This window comes from Sphingomonas sp. CFBP 13603 (assembly GCF_014892665.1).
In the GTDB taxonomy this organism is placed as follows: Bacteria; Pseudomonadota; Alphaproteobacteria; order Sphingomonadales; family Sphingomonadaceae; genus Sphingomonas.
Genome location: NZ_JADBIA010000001.1, coordinates 539,626 through 558,634, shown reverse-complemented (window position 1 = coordinate 558,634; position 19,009 = coordinate 539,626). Strand labels below are relative to the sequence as shown.

19 protein-coding genes and 1 tRNA gene are annotated in these 19,009 nt (G+C 66.2%); 6 read left to right on the top strand and 14 right to left on the bottom strand.

Annotated elements, in window-relative coordinates; translation table 11 throughout:
* Window positions 1-60 precede the first annotated feature (60 nt).
* The 6 genes from IFR23_RS02690 to IFR23_RS02665 all read right to left on the bottom strand — a co-directional run bounded on the left by IFR23_RS02690 (window position 61) and on the right by IFR23_RS02665 (window position 8,862).
* The gene (locus IFR23_RS02690) at window positions 61-1,443 is read right to left on the bottom strand and encodes an NAD-dependent succinate-semialdehyde dehydrogenase (protein ID WP_192974575.1); all 1,383 of its coding nucleotides are present in this window, start codon (window positions 1,441-1,443) and stop codon (window positions 61-63) included.
* Between the two features lie 311 nt (window positions 1,444-1,754).
* On the bottom strand, window positions 1,755-3,533 hold the full coding sequence (locus IFR23_RS02685) for a DUF885 domain-containing protein (protein WP_192974574.1): 1,779 nt from the start codon (window positions 3,531-3,533) through the stop codon (window positions 1,755-1,757).
* 16 nt (window positions 3,534-3,549) lie between these two features.
* Window positions 3,550-5,658 (bottom strand): prolyl oligopeptidase family serine peptidase, encoded by a 2,109-nt coding sequence (locus IFR23_RS02680; RefSeq protein ID WP_244655399.1) that lies wholly within the window; start codon window positions 5,656-5,658, stop codon window positions 3,550-3,552.
* 68 nt (window positions 5,659-5,726) lie between these two features.
* A complete protein-coding gene (locus IFR23_RS02675; RefSeq protein WP_192974573.1) occupies window positions 5,727-6,713 on the bottom strand; it encodes a DUF2891 domain-containing protein in 987 nt (328 codons plus the stop codon).
* 32 nt (window positions 6,714-6,745) lie between these two features.
* Complete coding sequence (locus tag IFR23_RS02670) at window positions 6,746-7,183, bottom strand: YybH family protein (RefSeq protein ID WP_244655398.1); 438 nt, start codon at window positions 7,181-7,183, stop codon at window positions 6,746-6,748.
* Window positions 7,180-8,862 carry an EAL domain-containing protein gene (locus IFR23_RS02665; RefSeq protein ID WP_446740879.1) on the bottom strand — a complete coding sequence of 561 codons (1,683 nt, stop codon included), beginning with the start codon at window positions 8,860-8,862 and terminating at the stop codon, window positions 7,180-7,182. Before IFR23_RS02665 ends, IFR23_RS02670 begins: the two co-directional genes overlap by 4 nt.
* A 115-nt stretch (window positions 8,863-8,977) precedes the next feature.
* Between IFR23_RS02665 and moaA the strand changes: the two genes are divergently transcribed.
* The 6 genes from moaA (at window position 8,978) to IFR23_RS02635 (ending at window position 13,844) form a co-directional block, all read left to right on the top strand.
* Window positions 8,978-9,991, top strand: a complete 1,014-nt coding sequence (moaA, locus tag IFR23_RS02660; protein ID WP_192974571.1) for a GTP 3',8-cyclase MoaA — start codon at window positions 8,978-8,980, stop codon at window positions 9,989-9,991.
* Entirely contained in the window at window positions 9,988-10,767 is a 780-nt protein-coding gene (locus IFR23_RS02655) for an NAD kinase (RefSeq protein ID WP_107961854.1), read from the top strand. Before moaA ends, IFR23_RS02655 begins: the two co-directional genes overlap by 4 nt.
* Window positions 10,768-10,855: 88 nt before the next feature.
* Window positions 10,856-10,930 (top strand) — tRNA-Asn (locus IFR23_RS02650).
* A gap of 158 nt (window positions 10,931-11,088) precedes the next feature.
* On the top strand, window positions 11,089-12,354 hold the full coding sequence (locus IFR23_RS02645; RefSeq protein WP_192974570.1) for a tyrosine-type recombinase/integrase: 1,266 nt from the start codon (window positions 11,089-11,091) through the stop codon (window positions 12,352-12,354).
* A gap of 13 nt (window positions 12,355-12,367) precedes the next feature.
* Entirely contained in the window at window positions 12,368-13,231 is an 864-nt protein-coding gene (locus IFR23_RS02640) for a helix-turn-helix domain-containing protein (RefSeq protein WP_342344858.1), read from the top strand.
* A gap of 241 nt (window positions 13,232-13,472) precedes the next feature.
* Window positions 13,473-13,844, top strand: coding sequence for a hypothetical protein (locus tag IFR23_RS02635; RefSeq protein ID WP_192974568.1), 372 nt, complete (start codon window positions 13,473-13,475; stop codon window positions 13,842-13,844).
* Here IFR23_RS02635 and IFR23_RS02630 read toward each other — a convergent pair.
* From IFR23_RS02630 to IFR23_RS02600, 8 genes are all read right to left on the bottom strand, one after another.
* A complete protein-coding gene (locus IFR23_RS02630) occupies window positions 13,841-15,061 on the bottom strand; it encodes a tyrosine-type recombinase/integrase (protein ID WP_192974567.1) in 1,221 nt (406 codons plus the stop codon). The genes IFR23_RS02635 and IFR23_RS02630 overlap by 4 nt on opposite strands.
* A gap of 375 nt (window positions 15,062-15,436) precedes the next feature.
* The gene (locus tag IFR23_RS02625; protein ID WP_192974566.1) at window positions 15,437-16,234 is read right to left on the bottom strand and encodes a DNA adenine methylase; all 798 of its coding nucleotides are present in this window, start codon (window positions 16,232-16,234) and stop codon (window positions 15,437-15,439) included.
* A gap of 342 nt (window positions 16,235-16,576) precedes the next feature.
* Complete coding sequence (locus IFR23_RS02620; protein ID WP_192974565.1) at window positions 16,577-16,825, bottom strand: hypothetical protein; 249 nt, start codon at window positions 16,823-16,825, stop codon at window positions 16,577-16,579.
* A complete protein-coding gene (locus IFR23_RS02615; RefSeq protein ID WP_192974564.1) occupies window positions 16,791-17,222 on the bottom strand; it encodes a hypothetical protein in 432 nt (143 codons plus the stop codon). Before IFR23_RS02615 ends, IFR23_RS02620 begins: the two co-directional genes overlap by 35 nt.
* Window positions 17,201-18,085 (bottom strand): glycoside hydrolase family 108 protein, encoded by an 885-nt coding sequence (locus IFR23_RS02610; RefSeq protein WP_244655397.1) that lies wholly within the window; start codon window positions 18,083-18,085, stop codon window positions 17,201-17,203. Before IFR23_RS02610 ends, IFR23_RS02615 begins: the two co-directional genes overlap by 22 nt.
* A gap of 41 nt (window positions 18,086-18,126) precedes the next feature.
* Window positions 18,127-18,261, bottom strand: a complete 135-nt coding sequence (locus tag IFR23_RS20405) for a hypothetical protein (protein WP_274599150.1) — start codon at window positions 18,259-18,261, stop codon at window positions 18,127-18,129.
* Window positions 18,258-18,527 carry a hypothetical protein gene (locus IFR23_RS02605; RefSeq protein WP_192974563.1) on the bottom strand — a complete coding sequence of 90 codons (270 nt, stop codon included), beginning with the start codon at window positions 18,525-18,527 and terminating at the stop codon, window positions 18,258-18,260. Before IFR23_RS02605 ends, IFR23_RS20405 begins: the two co-directional genes overlap by 4 nt.
* 90 nt (window positions 18,528-18,617) lie before the next feature.
* Window positions 18,618-18,989 carry a hypothetical protein gene (locus tag IFR23_RS02600; protein WP_192974562.1) on the bottom strand — a complete coding sequence of 124 codons (372 nt, stop codon included), beginning with the start codon at window positions 18,987-18,989 and terminating at the stop codon, window positions 18,618-18,620.
* Between the last annotated feature and the right edge of the window lie 20 nt (window positions 18,990-19,009).

The following is a 19,009-nucleotide window of genomic DNA, read 5'->3' as shown; positions in this document are numbered from 1 at the left end:
TCCTCCTGCGCATCCGAGGTGCCCGACGGCGCATTGCCCGCCGGGCATTTTCGAGCAGCGTCAGGCGGGCGCCTTCACGTCGTGCGTGCGAACGAGCTTTTTGTTGACGAACTGCTGGATGCCCATGTCGCCGAGTTCGCGGCCGTATCCGGAGTCCTTGATCCCGCCAAAGGGCAGTTCCGCATCGGTCCAGTCGATGTTGTTGATGAACATCATGCCCGTCTCGACCCGGCTGGCGACGCGCCGCCCGCGCGCGACATCGGCGGTCCATACCGAACCACCCAGACCGAAGTCGGAATCATTGGCGAGCGCGATCGCGGCCTCCTCGTCCTTCACGCGGAAGAACGATGTGACCGGGCCGAAGAATTCTTGACGGAACGCAGGATTGCCCGGCGCGATATCGGTCAGGATGGTCGGCGCCATGTACGACCCCGGACGATCTATCCGCTTGCCGCCCAGCGCGACCTTCGCACCGTGCGCGACCGCACCGTCGACCTGCTCGAGAAGATCGACCAGCGCCCGCTCGGTCGAGAGCGGACCAAGCGTGGTTGCATCGTCCATCGGATCGCCCGCTTCGAGCAGAGCCAGCGCGGCCTTGAACTTCGCGAGGAAGGCGTCAGCCATGCTCTCGACCACGATGAACCGCTTTGCGGCGCAGCAGGTCTGGCCGGTATTGTACATCCGGCCCCACACCGCCCAGGGCACCGTCAGGTCGAGATCCGCATCTTCTAGCACGATGAAGGCATCGCTGCCGCCCAGTTCCATCGAGGAAACCTTCAGGTTCCTGCCCGCCCGCGCGGCGATGCTGCGGCCGGCTTCGACACTGCCGGTCAGCGCGACGCCCTTGATACGGGGGTCGTCCACTACGGTGTCGGACTGGTCGTGGCTGATCGGCAGATTGGTATAGAGGCCGACCGGCGCACCCGCCTCGATCATCACCTGTTCGAAGGCGATCGCGCACTGCGGCACGATGCCGGCGTGCTTCACCACCATCGTATTGCCCGCCATGAGATGCGGCCCGGCGACGCGAGCAAGCTGGTAATAGGGGAAATTCCAGGGCTCGACGCAGAAGATCACGCCGATCGGGCTGCTTTCCATATGCGCCTCGCCATTGGTGGGGCTGAGCTTGACCGGCGCCAGGAAGCGTTCCGCATTCGCGGCGTAATACGCCATGATACGCGCGCTGAATTCCACTTCGCCACGCGCCTCGCCGATCCGCTTGCCCATTTCGGTCGTCATGATGCGGGCGAGTTCGTCGGCCCGCGCGTGGAGAATTTGGCCGGCCCTGGCGATGATCTTCGCCCGTTCGGCGTACGGCATATAACGCCATGTCCGGAAGCACGCGTCCGCTGCCGCGATCCTGGTTTCGAGCTGCGGATCGCTGAGGGTTTCGAACGCTTCGACGAGCTTGCCATCGAACGGATTGACGCTTTGATAGGCCATGATGATGCGCTTTCTGGCTATGATGACGGCGCGGTCAGTGGCGTCGCGCGATGGCGCGGCGGGGCTTACGCGGCGGGCGTTCCGATCGCACCGTCGCGACCGGATCACGATCGGCGAAATAGCTACCGCCAACGCGGCATGTCAGGATCGGAAACTACGCAGGGCGTCCTGCCAGACGGACGCATCGTGCGCGCGAACCGCGCGGATAGTCTGTCGTCACGGTGTTTCGGCAACCCCGTGCGATTTTGTGTCGCACGGGGTTGCCAGTCCCGAAGCCGCCAACCGGTTCGGGCATCATTTCTTTGCTTGCTTCAGCCGATCGGCAGGTCGAACAGCAGTTCGCGGACGTAGCGGACCGGCGGCGAACCATGCGCGAGCAGCGCGTCGTTGTAGCGCTTGAGATCGAACGCCGCGCCCTGCCGCTTCCTGGCCTCTTCGCGCAGTGCCATGTGCTCCGAATAGCCGGTGAAATAGCTCAGCAGTTGAGTCGAGCCGAGCGAGGCGCGGACCCATTTTCCCGCCGCCTCGCGTTCCTGCTGGAACGCGGTGTGCGTCATCAACTGCATCGCCTGCTCGCGCGTCATGCCTTCGGTGTGGATGCCGATGTCGAGCAGCGAGTTCGAGATCGAGCGGAGTCGCATCTTGAGCACGGTGAGCTTGAACAGCGGATCGCCGTTCAGATAGCCCTCGTCCGCCATCATGCCCTCGGCGTACACCGCCCAGCCCTCGACGAACGGCCCCGAGCCGAGCACCGCGCGCAGCGTCGACTGAGTCGCATTGGCATGCGCGAGCTGGAGGTAATGCCCCGGCATCGCCTCGTGCACCGCGAGGTCGTGGATCATGTAGTCGTTATATTCGCTGAGGAACGAGGTCGCCTGCGCCTCGGTCCAGTCGTCGGGGATCGGCGAGACGGCGAAGAACGTGCCGAGGTTCTTCTCCAGCGGGCCGGGGGAATCGCAGTAGGCGACCGCGACGCCCTGCTGGAACTTGGGCATGGTGATGATCTTGACCGGGCTGTCGGGCATCCCGACCAGCCCCTTCTCGCGGACGAACGCGGTCGCCTGCGCCAGCGCCTTGATCGAGGCGTCGATCATGCCGTCACGTGGCGGGCGCTTGGCGTAGGTGAGTTCGAGCGCGAGCTGGATCGCGGCCTGTTGCTGCGCTTCGGACGGCTTGTCGGGAAGCAGCAGCGCGCCCTTCTTGGCGCCGAAGATCTGGCGCGCGATCGCGTACATCTGCGCGCGCGTGTCGACGATCGCGGCTTGCGCGCGGCGCTTGATCTCGGTCCGGGTGAGGTCGGATTGCAGCGCGAAGCCGAGCTTCTTGTCGTAGAGCGCAGCGCCGAGGCGGAAGTCGCCCTTCGCGCCGGGAACGAGCGTCTTGTCGAGCCAGACCTGATGCTCGGCGACCGCCGCTTTCAGTTTAACGAGCGCGGCGTCGAACCGCTTTGCGTCGGCTGCCGACAATTCGCTCTTGTGCGGCGCGAGCATGCTCTCGGCGATGTCAACGATGCCGCTGTTCTGCTTCGCCACGGTCGTCGCGTAGATCGACGGTACGCGCGCGACCACGATGTTGGCGCGTGCCTGGGCCAGCAATGCGGGGAGCGCCTCCATCCGAGCGGTCGCCGCATTTAGCCGCTGCGGCCACGGCGCGAAATCGCGCGCGGCGAGCGAATAGAGCGAGCTGCCGGCGATGTCGTTATAGACCTGCGGGTCCCACGCCCACCCGCCGAGCGTCTCGGTATCCCAGATGTCGTAGCGCAGCGCATTATCGAGCAGCGCCGCGTCGACCTGCTCCTCGCGCGACAGGGCTTTGCGGTCGATCCGCTGGAGATCGGCGAGCATCGCCTTCGAGAACGCCTCACGCTTGGCACGCCCCGCGGCGGACATGTCGGTGATCTGCGTGTCGAACCGGTGATCGCCGAGCGCGGTCGCCGACGACGGATTGAGGCGGGCGAGGCCATCGACATAGCGCTTCGACAGCGACGCGAACGCGCTCGTCTCGGCTTGCGCGGCCAGCACGGGCGCGGGGATCGACGAAACGGGCAGCGCGAGCATCGCGGCGCCGAGCAACAGACGGAAATTACGCATCATGGATTCCTGACGATCAGCGTTGTGGCGCGAGTTGCGCGTTCAGATACACGGTGACGAGCGCCGCGCGCTTGGCGTCCTCGATCTTGTCGGCGCCCGCCGCGTGGCCGCCTTCGGGGTTCTCGTAATAGAAGAACGGATCGCCATACGCCTCCAGCCGCGCGGCGAATTTGCGCGCGTGGCCAGGGTGGACGCGGTCGTCCTCGGTCGAGGTGTAGATGAACGGCGTCGGGTATTTCACGGCGCGCTTCAAATTCTGGTACGGCGAATATTGCGAGATGAACGCCCAGTCCGCGGGCTTGTCCGGGTCGCCATATTCGCCGATCCACGATGCGCCTGCCGACAGATGCGAATAGCGCTGCATGTCGAGCAACGGCGATCCCATGACGATCGCGCCGTACAGGTCGGGCCGCTGCTCCATCGCGACGCCGACCAGCAGGCCACCGTTCGAGCGGCCCGAGACCGCGATCTTCCGCTTCGCACTGACACCGGTGCGGACCAGATCGTCGCCGACCGCATGAAGATCGTCATACGCCTTTTGCCGGTTCTCGCGCAGCGGCATCTGGTGCCAGCGCGGCCCGTATTCGCCGCCGCCGCGGATGTTGGCGAGCACGAACGCGTTGCCCTCCTCGACCCAGAACAACCCGGCCGGACCCGAGCGATAGGGCTGGTCGACGAGGTAGGTCGGCGTCTGCGCGTTGCGGAACCCGCCATACGCGTGGACCAGCGCGGGCACCGGGCCAGTCGTGCCCTTCTTGCGCACGAGGAAATACGGGATCTTCGTCCCGTCCTTCGACGTCGCGAACCGCTGTTCGACCTGCATCGTCGAGGCGTCGAACCGCGCGGGCAGCGTGTCGACCGCCACCGGCTTCGCGTTGGGGCGGACGGCATAGAGCGCGGGCGGGCTCAGGAAGCTCTCGACCACCGCGAAGGCGACATCGTCCTTGCCCGCGGTCGCTTCGAGATGGATCGTCGATGCGGTCGGCAGCGCCGCAACGCCTTGCGTCCAGATGCCGTCCGCGCCGCGCGTCAGCGATACGAGCCGGCCCGATACGTCGTCGAGCATCTTCACCCACAGCACCGACTTGCTCGAATCCACCTGCTCCACCGCCTGCGTCGCGGTCGGTACCAGCACGCGCTCGATCGCCGGCGCGCGGCCTGCCAGCACGTCGGCGATCGAATACGCGATCACCGACCCGCTTGGGATGCCGCGCCAGTCCGAGGCGAGCGTCGCGATCAGCCGCCCGTCGAGCACGGTGCTCATCACCGCATCGTCGGGCAAAGGCGACGGCACCAGCCGGCCGTCATCGGCGATGTGGCTGCGCTTGGAATGGAAGAAGTCGACGTTGCGGGAGACCAGCGCATAACGGCGATCGCCTTCGGAGAAGACGTTGGTCTCGATCCCGACATCGTCCGGCGTCGCGCTCGTGACGATCGTTGCCGCGGCAAGCGGCGTGCCGCGCTGCCACCGCTTCACGGTGCGCGGATAGCCCGACTTGGTGAGGCTGTCGGGCCCGAAATCTGTTGCGACGTACAGTGCGTTAGGCCCGGCCCAGTTCAGCCCGGTCTTGAAGCTCGGCACGACGAAGCCGTCGGTCACGAACTTGCCCGTCGGAATGTCGAACTCGCGCTCGACCACCGCATCGCCGCCGCCGTTCGACAGTTCGACCATGCAGCGGTCGTACGACGGCGAGCGGCACGTCGCGCCCTTCCACACCCAGCTCTTGCCCTCGGCCTTGCCCAGCGCATCCACGTCGATCAGCGTCCGCCATACCGGCTTGCCGCTGGTGAACGAGGCGAGCGAGGCGACCCGCCACAGGCCGCGCACGTTGGTCTTGTCCTGCCACAGGTTCAGCACCTGATCGCCGAGGATCTGGTCGGGCGTCGCGATCTGGCGATCCGCCTGCAACAGGTCGAGCGCGCGCTGGCGGTAGCGCGCATAGCCGGGCTTGGCTTCGAGCGCGGCGAGCGACTGCGTGTTCCACCGCTTGACGGTATCGAGCGCACGCGCGCCGTGGATGTCCTCGAGATACGCGTTCGGGTCGGTTGCGGGGGCCGACGTCTGGGCCAGCGCGGTCGTGGAAAGGGCCAGCAAGGCCAGGAACGGCAGGCGTCTTTGCATCATCACTCTCTTTCGTTCGATGATGCGACCTTAGGCAGCGTGGTCCGCTACGCCAGCCCCTTCTCTTCAGATCATTCAGCCTCGAGCGCGAGCAGTGCGAACGTCGCCAGCCAATGCTCACCCATGTAGTCGTCCGCGAGATGCGGCAGCGCCTCCGCCAAGTGCGCGTCGGCGATCGCGCGCGCCGTGGCAGGATCTGGCAGCGCGTCGGCGATCGTCCGCCAGCACCACGCGCGCGACAGGTTCACGCCGTCGAGATGCGCGAGCCGGCCGTCCGACCGGTCGCTGACGATCGCGGCAGAGCGCAGGCACGCCGTCGCGGCACCGAACGGATCGGGCAGGAACGCCGCCAGCCACGGTGCGAAGTCGTCGCCCAGCACGTCTTTCATCAACGCCGCCTCGCACAGCGTCGCCGACAGGAAATCCTCCCCGCTGGGCTCGAACGGGCGGCAGTCGCGATCGTCGCCATACCAGTCCCGCGCGCGCGTCTGGATCAGTGCGGCGAGCGATGCATCGCGCGTCCGCGCCCAGCGCAGCGCGTGGACCAGCGCGAACGCGGTGCAATCATGCTTCCCGCTCCGCACCGGGTAGATCAGTTTCGGCAGATACGCCGCAAACCGGGCCGCGAACGCGCGTGCCAAGGGCTCGACCGCGGCCGCCCATGGCCGATCGGGACGCAGCGCCAGCTCGTCGTGCAGCGCGAGCAGCCATCCCCAACCGTAAGGACGCTCGAACCCGCCCGTCATCGGCCGGTCCAGATACGCGACCTCCCCCGCGATCAACGCGGGCACCAGCATCCGGTCCGCGAGCGCCTCGACCGCGCGGGCCTGCGCCATGTCGGGATACAGCCGCGCGAGGCGCATCACCTGCCACCAGCCGTGAACGCAGCTATGCCAGTCGAAACTGCCGTGGAATACGGGGTGTAACGTCTTCGGCAGCGCGAGATCGTCGGGCCCGGCCAGCGTCTGGTCGAGCTTGTACGGCCATTCGCGGGTCAGATGCCCCAACGTCAGTTCGGCAAACCGCGCTGCTGTCGCGCGGTCGAGCGTTTGCGTCATTTCACCATCCCGATATGCGTGCCCGGCACGCATCAGCTGCTGTGGTCGGCGATGATCTGCCACGCCGCGCCGCGCCGCTCGAACACCAGCGTGGTCATGCCGGATTCGGTGGTCGAGGGCCCTGTCAGCGTCCACCGCGCGAACAGCATCACGTGACGCGGATCGATCCCGCGCATCTCGAGGAACGCGAACGACAGCTTGCCGCGCGCATTGCCCGTTCCGCGAAAGCTCGGCCGGTATTTCGCGGAGATCGCCTCCTTGCCGCGCAGCAGACCTTTCGGCGTCACGAACACCGCATCATCGGCGTACACATCCATGAACCGCACGAGATCGCCGGCATTCCATCCCGCGGCACTCACCTCCATGCTTTGGCGGATCGCGGTTTCGGCGGAGGTTTGCGTTCGCGTCTGGGCAGGCGCCGCTGTCGCGACCGTCATCAGCGCGAAGGGTAGCATCAGGGTACGCATCATTCTCTCGCCATCAGTTCGAGCAACGCCGCCTCGCCGACCGGCTCCGACAGCAGGAAGCCCTGGTACAGGCTGCACCCACCCGCGGCGAGCAGTTCGAGCTGCGACGGTCGCTCGACCCCCTCGGCGATCACCGCAAGGCCCAGCGAACGCGCCATCGTGATCGCGCCGGCGACCACCACGCGGTCGCGCGCGCTGCCGTCGATGTCTCGCACCAGCGACTTGTCGATCTTGACGTAATCGAGCGGCAGCGACTTCAGATAGGCGAGGCTCGAATAGCCCGTGCCGAAATCGTCGATCGCCACCCGGCACCCTGCCCCGCGCAGTTCCGCCAGCAACGCCGATGCCGCGGCAAGGTCCTCGATCAGCCCGGTCTCGGTAATCTCGACGGTCAGCCGCCCGCGCGGAAACCCGCTCTCGTCGATCCGCGCCAGGAACAGCGCACCGAAGCCGGGTCGCGTGATATCGGCCGCGGTGAGGTTCAGCGACACGCGCAGCGTCCCCAATTCCGCCGGCCAGGCAACCGCGCGCGCGAGCACGAGCCGCTGGATGTGATCGGACAGCGCGATCCCCAGGTCGGCACGGTCGGCAGCATCGAACAGCGCGTCGGCGCCGAGCGGCCCCAGCTTCGGATGGCTCCACCGCGCGAGCGCCTCGACCCCCGTGATCCTGCCGCTCGCGATCTCGACCTGCGGCTGCCAGCGCAGATCGATCTCGTCGCGTTCGATCGCATGGTGGAGGTCGATCGCCAGCGCGTCGATCGGCGCGACTCCGTCGGGCAGCGCGACGTGCAGCACCGATCCGTCGCTCGCCTTCGCCTCGGCCAGCGCCTCGCTCGCACGGCGCAGCAACGCCGCCGCATCGTCGCCCGGCTGGCGCTGCGCCACGCCGAACCGACACCCGAGCACGGCGCGCGTATCCGCCACCGCGAACGGCCGCGCGAGGGCGGCGTCCAGCGCGGTGATCGCGGCCGTCACCGCGGCGCCCGACGCCTCGATCACCAGCACGAACTCCGACCCGCCGAGCCGCGCGACCATCGCCTCGACGCCGATCGCCTCCCGCGCGACGGTCTCCGCACGGCGGACCGCGGCCTCGATCAGCCCGTCCACCGCGGGTCGGCCATGCGCGGCATTGACGATATCGAGCCGCGACAATGCGACCAGCACGACCGCGACCGGCCGGTCGTCGGCGATCCGCCCGACGATCCAGCGCCGCGCGTCGCCCGTCTCGCGATCGTACAACGACGCGCCGGGTATGCCGCGTCGGTCGATCGTGCCGCCCGAGGCACGCGCCGCATGACGCCCGGCGAAGCGCAGCGCCTGCACCAGTTCGCTATCGCTCGCCGGACTGGCGAGGAATTGCGTCGCGCCCGCATCGAAGAATTCGCCGATCGCCTCGACGTCGCCACGAGAGACCAGGACCAGTAACGCCGCGCCGTTGGTGGCGACGAGCCCTCCCAGCGAGCGCGTCGCCGAAAGCGCGTCGTCGAGCGCACCACGCGCGTCGATCATGGCCACCGCGGCGCCGCTCGCCAGGAAGCGACTTTCGATCGCCTGGGCGTCCTGCACGACCACCGCGTGCCAGCCGGCACCGGCGCCAGCGGACGCCAAAATCTCCGCGATTTCATCGCGTTGACGGAACGATATCGCGAACAGCGTCGTTGCCGTCTGCATGTCTTCCATTCCCGTCGCACCCCAGCCAATCGGTGCGAGCCTAGCTGGCGTATCGCCCTCCGCCAATCCATTACCAGCCGGTCCGGCCTTGTTACCGACCAAGTCAGCCCCTAGCTCTGATGCGATGACGATCGCGCCAGCCTCATTGCAAAAGCCGCTGCGCGATACGCATGGTCGCACGATCAAGTACCTGCGGATTTCGGTGACCGATCGCTGCGACCTGCGTTGTCGTTACTGCATGTCCGAAAAGATGACGTTCCTGCCGCGCAGCAAGCTGTTGAGCCTGGAAGAGATCGCGATCATCGCCGAGCGCTTCATCGCGCGCGGCGTGACCAAGATCCGGCTGTCGGGTGGCGAGCCGCTCGTGCGCCGCGATGTCGCCGAACTGGTCCAGCGCCTTGGCCACAACATCGGGTCGGGTCTCGAAGAACTGACGATGACCACCAACGGCACGCGCCTGGCGCAGCATGCCGAGGCTATGGTCGATGCCGGTATCTGCCGCGTCAATGTCAGCATGGACAGCCGCGATCCCGAGCGCTTCCGCTACATCACCCGCCATGGCGACGTGTCGCAGGTGATCGGCGGCATTTACGCGGCCCGCGACGCGGGGCTGGCGATCAAGATCAACATGGTCGCGCTGAAGGGCTTCAACGAGGACGAGATCGCGCCGATGCTCGCCTGGTGCCGCGATGAGGGCTTCGACCTGTCGCTGATCGAGACGATGCCTTTGGGCGCGATCGACGAAGACCGGACCGATCGCTTCCTGCCGCTGACCAAGGTGTTCGACGAACTGAGCGAGCAGTTCACGCTCGCGCGCGACGCGCACAAGACTGGTGGCCCGGCGCGCTACTGGAACGTAGACGGCTCGCGCACGCGGCTCGGACTGATCTCGCCGCTGACCGCCAATTTCTGCGACGGCTGCAACCGTGTGCGCCTGACCACCGAGGGCAAGCTGTACATGTGCCTCGGCCATGACGATCAGGTCGACCTGAAGGCGGCATTGCGCGAAGGCGGCACCGCTGGCCTCGACGAGGCGATCGACGCAGGGCTTTACGCCAAGCCCAAGGCGCACGACTTCCGCATCGGCCAGGGCGAAGGCCCCGCGGTCGCGCGTCACATGAGCGTTACGGGCGGATGAGTCGGTACGAGCGGCGGGCGCTGGTCGCGTCCAATACCCCGCCCGCTCGTGCCGCAGAGGCCGAACTCGCCGACATGGGCGAGTGGGTGTCCGTCGAAGAGGCGGATGTCATCATCGCGCTCGGCGGCGACGGCTTCATGTTGCAGACGCTCCACTCGATGCTGGAGCGTCGCAAGCCGCCGGTGCCGGTGTTCGGGATGAACCTCGGCACCGTTGGCTTCCTGATGAACGAATGGCGCCACCATGGTCTCACCGACCGTCTGGAGCGCGCGAAACCGTTCAAGGTCATCCCGCTCAGTATGACCGCGCTCGGCGTCGACGGGCGCACGCACACGCTGCCCGCGATCAACGAGGTGTCGTTCCTGCGCGAGACCCGCCAGACCGCCAATCTCGAAGTGACCGTCAACGATCGCATCGTCCTGCCCGAACTCGCCTGCGACGGCATCCTCGTCGCGACGCCTGCCGGCTCGACCGCGTACAACCTGTCCGCGCACGGCCCGATCCTGCCGCTCGGCTCGGGCATGATCGCGCTGACCCCGATAAGCCCGTTCCGCCCCCGGCGCTGGCGCGGCGCGATCCTGCCCGACAAGGCAAGGATCGGCATCCGCGTGCTCGATCCCGGCAAGCGCCCCGTCTCCGCCGTCGCCGACCAGCGCGAGATCCGCAACGTCGCGCGCGTCGACATCTGCATGGACCGCGCGCGCGAACTGACTCTGCTGTTCGATCCCGAGCACGCGCTCGACGACCGGATCACGATGGAGCAGTTCGTCGCCTGACCCCGGTTTATCGCGGACTTTGCATTTTTGCGGCGAAACCCGCTTGCATCGTCCGACCGGCCGTTTATAGAGCCGCCTCCGGCAACGTTCCCTGATAGCTCAGCGGTAGAGCTCTCGACTGTTAATCGAGTGGCCGTAGGTTCGAATCCTACTCAGGGAGCCATTTCCTCGTTCGCGGGGGTGCCGAGAAGCCCGCGGAGGCTTGCAAGCCCGCGGAAATCCTCACATTTGAAGTTCGGTACGGTTCGAAGCCGTTCGGGGGCATCCGGCCCCAAGTGGGGGCACTTTGGGGACACCAGTTTTCAGCGCTAGGGGCACCGCATGCTGACCGACGCGAAGTGTCGGAATGCACGGAAAGCCGAGAAGCCGCAGAAGCTTGCCGACGCGCACGGCTTGTATCTCTTCGTTACGACCACCGGCTTCCGATCGTGGCGGATGAAGTATCGATTCGGCAACAAGGAGAAGCGGCTGACGTTCGGCGGCTATCCGGACGTGTTGCTCGAGGACGCGCGGGAAATGCGCAACGCGGCGCGCCAGCTGCTCCGGGCCGGGATCGATCCGGCGATCGAGCGCAAACAGCGGGAGGCGACGGTTACTGCCGAATCGCTTCGGCTGTTCGAACCGATAGCGCGCGCTTGGCACACAGCGCAGACGCCGACCTGGTCTCCGCGCTACGCGGCGAAAGCGCTGGCGAGTATGGAGAAGGACATCTTCCCCGCACTCGGCAAGGTGCCGATCGGATCGATAACCGTGCCGATGGTGCTGAAGACTCTGCGGGCGGTCGAGGAGCGCGCGGCAATCGAGACCGCGCACCGGCTGCGCCAGCACATGTCGGAGATCTTCCTGTACGCGATTGGCGCCGGTCTGACGGAGACCGACCCGGCGCACGTCGTGAAGCCTGCGCTGCTGCCTATGGTCAAGGGACGTCGGCCGGCGGTGCGATTGGCCAGCGAGGCAACGGCGGTGCTGGCCAAGGTCGAAGCAATGGACGCCTTCCCGGCAACGAAGCTGGCTTCGCGCCTGCTCGCGCTGACGGCCGCTCGGCCTGGGGTCATACGGATGGCGGCGCCGCAGGAATTCGAGGGGCTCGATTCGACATCACCCATTTGGCGGGTACCCGCGGAGAAGATGAAGTTGACGGTCGAGCGGAAGAACGACGCCGACTTCGAGTTCGTAATTCCACTGTCGACGCAGGCGGTTCAGGTCGTTCGCGTAGCGCTGCAGCGTTTCGGGAACGGGCCCCTGCTCTTCCCCAGCGTCAGCAGTCCGAAGAACCCGCTCAGCGACAATACGCTGTCGAAGCTATACCGGGATGCCGGTCAACGCGGTCGACACGTTCCTCATGGCTGGCGAGCGACGTTCTCGACCGTAATGAACGAGCTAGCCGCGGCCGAGGATCGGACGGGCGATCGCGCCGTGATCGATCTGATGTTGGCACATCTTCCGCTCGGAATGTCCGCCTCGGAAGCTGCGTACAATCGAGCGCTCTACATGCCACGTCGGCGCGCGATCGCGCAGGCATGGGCCGATCTTCTGATTGTCGACCTTCAGCCGGCACAGCAGCTCGCGGAGCGCAGCGCTCCGTAGGTGGTGCGGCGTGATGGGCCGGGACGAAGGTGCGCCATCCGGCCAGGCTGTCCGTAATCTGATTCGCGGCGCGGGCGCACGGTTCGCGGAGAAGTCGCGGGGTCCCGATCATGGCGAGGGCCGGCGCGTGCCGCGGCGCCTCAGCTACGATGTCGACGACCTGCGGGCGCAGCCCTGGAAGAAGGTCGGCGACGGATCGCATGCCCAGGGCGTGATCCACGGCGAGGCGCTAGTTCAGAGCGCGAAGGAGCAGCGCCGGCAGGACTGGAAAGAACTTCCCAACCGTCGGCTGCGCGAGGTCCGCGAGTTACGCGACGCACTCGCGGCCGAACTGGCGACGCTTGTCGCGCAAGGGCAGGCCCCGATCGGCCGGCCGGCGACGCTTCGCCACGAGATCGAGCGCCTCGACGCGACGATCGCGCGCGCCGACGGCCGGCTGACGCGCATCGACGTGACCGTTCTCGAGGCGCTGCTTGCGAAGATCGACTTCGCCACCGGCGCGCTCTTCCCGTCGTATGATACGATCGCTGAGTGGGCGGTGTGCAGCCGCAACGCGGCGATCGAGGCGATAAAGCGGCTGAAGAGCCGCGGCTTCGTGGATTGGGTGCGCCGTAGCATCCGGACGAACAATGACGGCGAGTTTGCCCCTCAGCGTGAGCAGACGTCGAACGCATATTATTTCGACCATCGGCGCAGCATGGCGCCCCGAACATGGCAGCGGTACATGCAGATCCTCGTTGCTAAGCTCCGCCGCCTGGGGGCCGTCCCTGCCGCCGTGGCACCCGGTGCGCCGGCAGTGCCGCGCGAAGTCCAGGACCCGGCCCTGCGCGCTGCCCTCGCCAGCGCGTCTTCTTCGTTCGCTAACGCGAGTACATGATATGTGCTCTATCCTGCATTCAGGTATGAGGAATAAGGAACGTCTCCGCTGAACGCGGAGCCGGCGCTAGTTTGATATTCCCCCAAAGCCGAAACGGCATGCCTCAAGAACCCGACCGCCAAGACCCGGCTGTCGGAGCGAGGCGGCTTGCGCCGCCCCGGGCTGTCGATGGGGGAAGTGTGCGAAAGTCGTTGTTCTTTTCTTGCGTCGCGTATGCGGCGCTGTCGAACCAGAGACCCAAATGACGCCTCTCGATCGAATTACGGACGGTCGGTTCGACCGCACCCGGCAGTGGGCGGCGCGATTGGCGATCTGTCGCTTCGTCAGCGGCCGCGGTGATGCAACACATCCGGCGTGGCGGATCGGATCGAATGCCCCGCTCGGCTCGATCGCAGCCGACGACTGGGACGCGTTCGAGCACGAGCCATGTCAATTCTGCGGCGCGCCTGGCACCGACATTCTCGGCGGTGGTGGCGGTGGTGTGGGCATGGAATACTGCCGCGCATGCGGCAACGACTGGATCGTCGGCGATTACGACTGGCGAAACCTCGCGGACTGTCTGCAGTACCACGAGGATCTAGCCGCCGGTCTCGTCCAGCCCGATTCAAGTTAGCCGGCAGGCGTCGCCGCCGGCGACAACAGATCCGCCCACTCTTGGAACAGATCGCGGAGGCGCTGAAGCTGCGCGCTGCGATCGTAAGCGATCCTCACCTTGTCCTTCGGGGTATGTGCCAGGGCCCTCTCGATAACATCACGATCTGCCCCCTCCGATTTCTCGTTCATCAGCGTCGAGAAAGTGGCACGCCACCCGTGCGGAACATGCCGCCCTTCGAACCCGGCCCGATCATACAGCGCGCCGATCGACTTCTCGCCGATCATCCGGCCGGCGCCGCGGTCGAAGATCAAATCATGCAAATTTGCATCGTCCGGATGCATATCCGCGCGGATCTCCCGCAGCAGCGCGACCGCCTGATGTGACAGCGGCACCAAGTGATCGTTCTTCGCATCGAGCTTCTTGACTGCCTTCAGCTTCATCCGCGCGGCCGGGACACGCCACAAGGGCGCCGCGCCATCGAAATCCTCGATCTCATTCCAGCGCGCCCCGCGTACCGCGGCGAAACGGACCGCCGTCAGCGCCAGGAACCGCGACGCGCGTTTCACCACCAGCACGACGTCGACCAGCTCGGCCGCGGCTAGCAGCCCGCGCGCGTCCTCGATCTCGAGCAACGCGGCGTGATGCTGTGCCGGCGCAGGCGGCGTGAGAGCGCGGCTGACGATCGCCGCGGGATCCTGGTCGACCAGATCCTCCGCCATCGCGTACGCAAATACCGCCGAAATTCGCTGCCGGACGCGGCCTGCGGTGACCAGGCTGCCGCGCTCCTCAATGACGCGCAGCGCGTTCAGGATTACTGGCACGGTGACCGCGCCGATCGGCATCGCCCCGATCGCCGGGAACACGTCGCGCTCGAGGCTAGCCAAGACATCGCTGGCATGCGCTTCCGTCCAGCGCCGGCGCATGTGCGTATGCCACTGGCGCGCGACGTTCTCGAAAGCACGTGCCTTGCCGACCGGCGCAACAGTGGAGGTTCGCGGATCCTCGCCGCGGCCGAGCAGCTCGCGCACCTGGTCGCACCGGGCCCGGGCAGCGTCTAGCGACACTTCGGGAACGGAACCGATTGTGAGGAGCTGCTCCTTGCCGCCGAACCGGAACTTGATCCGGAAGGTCTTCCGGTTACCCGGTGTGACGTAGAGGTGCAGGCCGCCTTGGTCGAACAGCTTGTAGGCGGTCGCGCGCGACCGCGCGGCTTTCACCGCAGCGTTGGTCAGCATATGGTACCCTTTGAACATCGAGGTGAAAATATGTTTCAGCCAACGGAGCTTCGATATTCGGTCGAAATCGCCGATCCGAAGTTGCCGTCGTGGTCGACAGTTGCTTTGCGCTTGTCGATTGAGGGGGCCCGCAACGAACTCAGACTTTGCAGGCGTGAGCTGCCGTCACGGAGATTTCGGATTTTTGATCTGAGGCTCGATCAGGATCTCGACGACTGATCTAAGCAAAGATTTGGTGTAGGCGTTGGCCTGCGGCGGAGGAACTCTCCGCCGCAGTGACGCTTTTCCGCGGGTTTCAGCGGGGCATGTACCCCGCTTTTAGGTAGGCGATACCCCGGCGCTGACGCAGCAATAGGTACTCGAAAGCACGAAGTCTCAGCGCGCCTTGCTGCGGATGATCAGCTCGGTGACCTTTGCGCCGGCGCCGGTCGCCTTGGCGCCGATCGTCCAGGTCGTCTCAACCTCTTGTATATCGAAGGCGGCAAACGCCTCGCGGACGAACGGCGTGTCGTTGATCGACATTATGAACTGACCGGCGATCGTCGCCAGCTGCGCAGCCATGGCGACATAGTCGTCTCGGCCGAAGCCGGTGCCGTAGCCGGTGGTCTCATCATAGGGCGGATCGAGATAGAACAGGGCGTCGGCATGATCGTACCGCCGGATGACGTCGGCATAGCCGAGCTGCTCGACCTGGACGGGCTCGAGGCGCCGGCTGAGCAACTTCAGCTCGGCACGCAGCTTGCCAAGGTTGAAACGCGAACCGTCCCGCGCCTTCACGCCATAGTTCCGGCCGACAACCTTGCCCCCGAACGCCAGGCGCTGAAGGTAGAGGAAGCGGACAGCGCGCTCGATGTCGGTGAGCGTGTTCGGATCGGTTGCCTTCTGGCGGTCGAATTCGGCACGACTGGCGATTAGCCAGCGCAGCTCCTGGACGAACGGCTCGTAGTGCCGGCGCACGACGCGGAACAGGTTGGCGACGTCGCCGGACAGGTCGTTGATGATCTCGACCGCGGCGCGGCGCGATCGGCGGAGGAAGACGCCGCCCATGCCGACGAAGGGCTCGATATAGGCCTTGTGCGGGGTGGCATCGATCAGCGCGCATAGGCGCGTTGCGAGGTTGCGCTTGCCGCCCATGTACGGAGCGGGCGGGCGAGCGACGATAGCAGCATGCATGGTAGTGGTTTGACCTTCATGACGAGGCACGGGCTACGCGCGCCATGATGGCCGCCGATCGACGCGATCGGCGGAGCCCCGGCCGATTGGCCGCGGGATGGATGGTGCGATATTCGTCGCGAAACTGTTGAGGAGGTTGCTGCGCGGCCAACCGTCCGGACGGACCGGGTGGTTAGCCGCGCAGACCCAGGGAGCTACGCCCCGCGTATTTCCCCGAAGGGTTTTGTATTTGGCGGGCCACCCGGCGAACCGGCGACCCTAGGTATCCACGCGCGTGGGCTGTCCTCGCGGCTAAGCTCAGAGCAGCGCTGAAGCTATGCCACGCGACCTAGCAACCCGCAATCAGCGCGGTGCGGCCTCACACCCGGCCGGCGTAACGCCGGTCCGCATGATCGCGTCGACGCACGACCAGAGCTTGCGCACGCCCCCTGCCCGGTTGTTGCCGCGCTCGATCGCGCCGGCCGCCTGGGCGAACCGTTCGACGATCTCGGCGAGAACACCCTTATCGATCGACACCAGCTCGCCGGTCGGCTTGCCGGCGATCGGTGCCAGTCGCTCAGTCTTGACCAGGTCCTCCGGAAGTGCCGGCATCGCGGGCCGCTCGGTTCGCGCGAGCGATCCCCGCGTTGAGGCTGTCTCGCAGGCTGTCGACAGGAGCGGCAGGCAGAGCAGCGTCAGCAGCTGCAGGCGGAACATTGGCGAGCGCATTGCGGAGATCCTCGATCGTGGCTTGGACATAGGCGTCGGTCTGCGCGTCGATCCGGACGGTGCGCGCGGCGATCGACTGGGTGACGGTGGCAGCAGCACGCTCGTCGGCGCGCGCCTCGACGACGCGCTCGGTATGAACCTGGTCGTTCTTGGTGCTGACCTTCGCCCCGCCGGCGGTCTCGCCACTGTGGCGGATCATCGCGACGCCGGCGACGATCGCCAGCGCAATGACGATCGCGAAGATGATGCGGGCCTGCGTCACGCCTTCACCGCGGCGCACTTGCGGCGATCGACGTTGCCGACGCGGTTGGCGATCCACCCCTTCTGGAACACCTGCAGTTTAGGGTTCGCACCGATCAGCCGTGCGTACTCGCCGCTCTGCCACGCATCGAGGATCCCGAGCGTCGCAACGCATAGCGGAGCGGCGCCGATCTTTGCCTGGCACGAGCGATAAGCGGCGATCGAGCTGGGCCCAAGCCTGCCGTCGATCGTCAGCGTGGTGCCGCACAGAGCGTTGGTCGACTGCTGAAACCAGGTCGATGGGCGAGACGGGCCCATGTTGACGCTGGTATCGAAAAGCTCCTCGGTCACTGCGGCATCAATCGGGATCAACGTCGCGTAGCCAGGCGTGACCAGGTACCGGTCGTAATAGATGCTCTCGGCGACGCTGCGGGGCAGCGTGCGCATGGGCCCCTCATAGCCGTTCGCTACGGCGACCTTCTTGGTGATGCCCATGTTCGTCTCGCCGCCGGGGTCTGCCGGGTGGTTTACGTAACCACCCTCGACGGCGATCACGCTGGCGATCATCGCGATAGCGGCCGCGGCGATGCCGCCGGCCGCCTTCGGCGCGACCTTTCCGCTGACCGACCGCCACAGGCTTTTGCGGTCGCCGGACGGTGGCTGCGTCATCAGTCGCACGACGATCGTTGCAACGAACAGCAACGTCGGAATGAAGTGCGCAACAGATTCGGGAAACCTGCTGCGAACCTGATCGGGAAGCGCGTTCCAAATCTGGAGGAGGGTGTCGGGGGTGGCTGCGGCAAAGCCGGTGAGCAGGGCACCGAGCGCGGACATGCGCACGGACCACAGCGGCCAAGCGCGCAGCCATAGGCTACGGACCCGGCGCAATGCGTCGAGGTTCATCGGTATCTCCTGTGGAAGGCGGCAGCCGGCCGCCGGCGGGATCAGGTGCGGGCGGGAGCGCCGAGCGTCGACGCGGCGCACGGCCGACGTCGGATATGGATCAGCAGCCTGTACGCGAGCGGGAGCGCTTGGATCGTCGTGCCGACCAAGATCATGAGGACCGGACCGTCGATCATCGCGATGCGATCTTCGGTGCCGGCGCCATCATCTCGAGCTTGGTCTCAATCCGGATCGTGCGGCCGTCGATCTTGGTCAGCAGGTCGGCCTTGGCCTGGTTGGCTTCCTCCAGGATCACGATGCGCCGCGTGTTGTCCTCGATCTTGGCCGCGCGACCGCCGTCCGCACGGATCACGCCCCCGACGATCGCGGTTGCAGCAATGATTGAACAGCCAACCGTGATGTAATCCTTCAGCGCCAGGCGCTGCTGCGGTGCGTCGCTCACGCGGCTGTCCGTCCCGCGAAGCAAAGGCCCGCGAGGGTATAGTTCTTCATGGTGCGAGCCTTTGCTTGTTTGTGGGTGGCAGGCGGTGGCCTACTCGACCGGGGCCTTCTCAGCGTCTGGAGCTGCGGCTTTGGCCGCTTCGCTCGGCGTCATTGGCGCCGGTTCCGCGGTCGACAGGCGTTCGATCAGGCTGACGATCGACTGGCCGGTGTAGCCCATCACGGTAGCGATGTTGGACAGCATGCCCGACACTTCCGGATCGCTCGAAGCCAATACTTCGGACTGCGCAGCTGATACCGTTGCGAACGGCGTCACGGCCGCGGCGGTGAAGATCGAGGTAAGAGCAGCCAGACCGGAAAGCCGTGCTTCGCGTGCTGCCTCGCGCTCCTGCCAAGCAACGTAGTTCTTGCGGTAGTTGAGTTCGTCGAGAAGCGTCTGATCCTCGGGGGTGAATGTAGCCACGGTACTCTCCTTTGAAACAT